This window comes from Acidovorax sp. HMWF018 (assembly GCF_003061035.1).
Taxonomy (GTDB): domain Bacteria; phylum Pseudomonadota; class Gammaproteobacteria; order Burkholderiales; family Burkholderiaceae_C; genus Acidovorax; species Acidovorax delafieldii.
Genome location: NZ_QAIM01000094.1, coordinates 1 through 3,246, shown reverse-complemented (window position 1 = coordinate 3,246; position 3,246 = coordinate 1). Strand labels below are relative to the sequence as shown.

7 protein-coding genes are annotated in these 3,246 nt (G+C 62.3%); 5 read left to right on the top strand and 2 right to left on the bottom strand.

Annotated features, from left to right (window positions below; translation table 11 throughout):
- From rpsC to DBR23_RS03375, 5 genes are all read left to right on the top strand, one after another.
- A partial coding sequence (gene rpsC, locus DBR23_RS03395; RefSeq protein ID WP_108497322.1) for a 30S ribosomal protein S3 occupies positions 1 to 506 on the top strand: 506 nt, incomplete at its 5' end.
- 2 nt (positions 507 to 508) lie between these two features.
- A complete protein-coding gene (gene rplP / locus DBR23_RS03390; RefSeq protein WP_015012190.1) occupies positions 509 to 925 on the top strand; it encodes a 50S ribosomal protein L16 in 417 nt (138 codons plus the stop codon).
- Positions 926 to 942: 17 nt separating this feature from the next.
- On the top strand, positions 943 to 1,140 hold the full coding sequence (gene rpmC / locus DBR23_RS03385) for a 50S ribosomal protein L29 (RefSeq protein ID WP_015012191.1): 198 nt from the start codon (positions 943 to 945) through the stop codon (positions 1,138 to 1,140).
- Between the two features lie 9 nt (positions 1,141 to 1,149).
- Complete coding sequence (gene rpsQ, locus DBR23_RS03380; RefSeq protein WP_015012192.1) at positions 1,150 to 1,419, top strand: 30S ribosomal protein S17; 270 nt, start codon at positions 1,150 to 1,152, stop codon at positions 1,417 to 1,419.
- A 196-nt stretch (positions 1,420 to 1,615) separates the two neighbouring features.
- Complete coding sequence (locus DBR23_RS03375) at positions 1,616 to 2,125, top strand: peroxiredoxin (RefSeq protein ID WP_108497321.1); 510 nt, start codon at positions 1,616 to 1,618, stop codon at positions 2,123 to 2,125.
- Positions 2,126 to 2,194: 69 nt separating this feature from the next.
- Here DBR23_RS03375 and DBR23_RS03370 read toward each other — a convergent pair whose 3' ends face one another.
- Positions 2,195 to 2,686, bottom strand: coding sequence for a GNAT family N-acetyltransferase (locus tag DBR23_RS03370; protein WP_056058903.1), 492 nt, complete (start codon positions 2,684 to 2,686; stop codon positions 2,195 to 2,197).
- A 46-nt stretch (positions 2,687 to 2,732) separates the two neighbouring features.
- Positions 2,733 to 3,246, bottom strand: a 514-nt coding sequence (locus DBR23_RS03365; protein ID WP_108497320.1) for a cytochrome b/b6 domain-containing protein, incomplete at its 5' end; no start/stop codon positions are given.

The following is a 3,246-nucleotide window of genomic DNA, read 5'->3' as shown; positions in this document are numbered from 1 at the left end:
AGCGCATCATGTTCCGCCGCGCCATGAAGCGCGCCATGCAGAACGCCATGCGTCTGGGTGCCCAGGGCATCAAGATCATGTCGTCCGGTCGTCTGAACGGTATCGAAATCGCTCGCTGCGAGTGGTACCGTGAAGGCCGCGTGCCACTTCACACGCTGCGTGCGGACATCGACTACGGTACCTCTGAAGCCAAGACCACCTACGGTGTGATCGGCGTCAAGGTCTGGGTCTACAAGGGAGACACGCTGGGCCGCAATGACCTGCCCGCCGTGGAAACGCCTCGTCCAGACGAAGAGCGCCGCCCACGCGGCCCACGCCGTGATGGCCGCCCAGGTGGCGATCGTCCAGGCGCAGGCCGTGGCCCACGTCGTCCTGTCGGTGGCAACGCCGCTCCGGCCGACGGCAGCGACAAGCCAGCGGAAGCTGGTGGCGCTGATAACACCGCCGTTAAGCGCGTACGCAAAGTCGCCGCGCCCGCTACAGCAGCGGACGGTAAAGGAGAATAAAGATGCTGCAACCTGCTCGCCGTAAATACCGCAAGGAGCAAAAGGGCCGTAACACTGGCGTCGCAACACGGGGTGCCTCCGTTGCGTTCGGTGATTTCGGTCTGAAGTGCACCGATCGTGGCCGTCTGACGGCCCGCCAGATCGAAGCTGCACGCCGTGCGATTTCCCGTCACGTCAAGCGTGGCGGCCGTATCTGGATCCGCGTGTTCCCGGACAAGCCAATTTCTACCAAGCCCGCAGAAGTGCGTATGGGTAACGGTAAGGGCAACCCCGAGTACTACGTGGCCGAAATCCAGCCCGGCAAGATCGTGTTCGAGATCGTCGGCGTGCCCGAAGAACTGGCCCGCGAAGCCTTCCGCCTGGCTGCTGCCAAGCTGCCGCTGCGCACCACGTTCGTCAGCCGTCACCTTGGCGCGTAATTCAGGAGACCATGAAAATGACTAAAGCTACTGAACTGCGCCAAAAAGACGTTGCTGGCATCGAAGCCGAAATCAAGGCACTGCAAAAGGCCCATTTCGGCCTGCGCATGCAAAAGGCTACGCAGCAACTGGGTAACACCAACACGCTGCGCACCACCCGCCGTGATATCGCACGTGCCAAGACCATTCTTGCTGAAAAGCAAGCCGCCAAGTAAGGAGCCCATATGACGGAACCTAAAAAATCCCTCAAGCGCACCTTGATTGGCAAGGTGGTCAGCGACAAGCGTCAAAAGACTGTGACCGTGCTGGTCGAGCGTCGTGTGAAGCACGAGCTCTACGGCAAGATCGTTGCGAAGTCGAGCAAGTACCACGCCCACGACGAAAAGGGCGAGTACAAGCTGGGCGACGTGATCGAAATCACTGAGAGCCGTCCGCTCTCCAAGACCAAGAACTGGGTGGCGACCCGCTTGGTGCAAAAGGCCGGCCTGCTGTAAGCAGCTGTCCATGTCCGCTCCGGGGGCGCAAGCCCCTGGGCAGCAAGGCCCTTCAAAACGACCCACAATGTGGGTCGTTTTGCTTTGTGGGCCACCTTTTTGATGCGAACGGTTCACACCGTGCCCAGGAGGAGCTTTGCATGGCACTGCGTTCTCGGGTTCCAACACCCCATCCCAACATCCCTAGGAGAAAACAATGATCAAAGTCGGTGACACCCTGCCCGCAGCCACGCTGATGGAATATTCCGAAGTCGAGGGCGAAGGCTGCAGCATCGGCCCGAATCCCGTGGCGGTGGACAAGGCGACGGCGGGCAAGACGATTGCCCTGTTTGCATTGCCCGGTGCCTTTACACCTACCTGCTCGGCCAAGCATGTTCCTGGCTATGTGGAGAAGGTCGCCGAGTTCAAGGCGGCCGGCGTGGATGAAATCTGGTGCGTGAGCGTGAACGACGCGTTCGTGATGGGCGCCTGGGCGCGCGACCAGAAGACCGACGGCAAGGTGCGCATGCTGGGCGACGGCAGCGCCGCCTTCGCGCAAGCCACGGGCCTCACCCTGGACCTGACCTCCAAGGGCATGGGCCTGCGCAGCAACCGCTATTCGATGCTCGTGCGCGATGGCAAGGTGGTCACGCTCAACGTCGAAGCACCGGGCAAGTTTGAAGTGAGCGACGCTGACACCCTGCTGGCCCAGGCCAAGGCGGCGTGAGACCCCGCTGATTGCTATTGAATCAATAGCTGCAAGCGCATGTGCACCATGCGCTTGCGCCTCAAATGGTCAAAAAATATCGACCTTGAGGTAATGCGCCCCGGGTATGGGGTTGTGGTAGTAGGGCGGGATTTCTTCGAAGCCCAGGTCGGTGTACAGCGCGCGGGCCGACTCCATATCGTCCAGGGTGTCGAGCAAAACACACGCGTAACCTGCTTGCCGCGCCCGGTCCAGCATGGCTTCGGCCAGCTCGCGACCCAGGCCAAAGCCGCGAAACGCCTTGCGCACATACAGCCGCTTCATTTCGCTGGCGTTGGGGTAGTCGGCGTTATCCAGCGGGCGCAGGGCGCAACAGCCTGCCAAGGCGCCTTCCACTTCGGCGACCAGCAGGGCGCCACGGGGTTCGGCGTAGTCGCCCGGCAGCTGCGCCAGTTCGGACTCAAAGTCCTGAAAGCACAAATCAACGCCCAGCGTGCTGGCGTACTCGCGAAAGATGTCTCTGACCGCATCCCACTCGGCGGGCGAAGAGGGGGTTCTCAGGGAGATGGAAGGCTTGTCCAAAGCGCAAGGCGTGCAAACGAAGGAGCCGCCAGTGTAGCGACTTCGTTCAGAACGCCGGTGCCGCCAGGGACGACACCCACCAGGCCACGCCAGCGCTCAGTGCCAGCACCACCAAGGCGACGATACGGCTCAGGGCATCATCCCGCGAGGGTGCTGCCGCCTCGGGCAGCGTCTTGTCGCCGTCCAGCATGGGGCGAATGAGCTGCTGCTTGCGCACGCGCACATAAAAGATGATGGCCAGCACGTGCAGCGCCACCAGCCCCAGCACCAGGAACTGCCCGATGTCCTTGTGGTAGTTCGTGGCCAGCCTCACGACGGCGTTCGAGACATATTGGGTCAACGGTCCGGCAAAGGCGATCTCGTCGTCGCTCAGCAAACCCGTGCCCACCTGGGCTGCCAGCACGGCCAGCAGCACGAACACCGACAACGCGCCCAGCGGGCTGTGTCCGATGCCGTCCTCCGGGTGGGGCGTGCCACGCAGGTACCGCAGCAGCCGCGCTGGCGAGTACAGGAACGCCGAAAATCGCGACCAGCGGCCGCCCACCAATCCCCAGACCAGC

Bases quoted from the DNA above. Each gene is read 5' to 3' on its own strand.
- rpmC (WP_015012191.1), top strand. From the start codon at position 943: ATGACTAAAGCTACTGAACTGCGCCAAAAAGACGTTGCTGGCATCGAA.
- DBR23_RS03375 (WP_108497321.1), top strand. From the start codon at position 1,616: ATGATCAAAGTCGGTGACACCCTGCCCGCAGCCACGCTGATGGAATAT.
- rplP (WP_015012190.1), top strand. From the start codon at position 509: ATGCTGCAACCTGCTCGCCGTAAATACCGCAAGGAGCAAAAGGGCCGT.
- rpsQ (WP_015012192.1), top strand. From the start codon at position 1,150: ATGACGGAACCTAAAAAATCCCTCAAGCGCACCTTGATTGGCAAGGTG.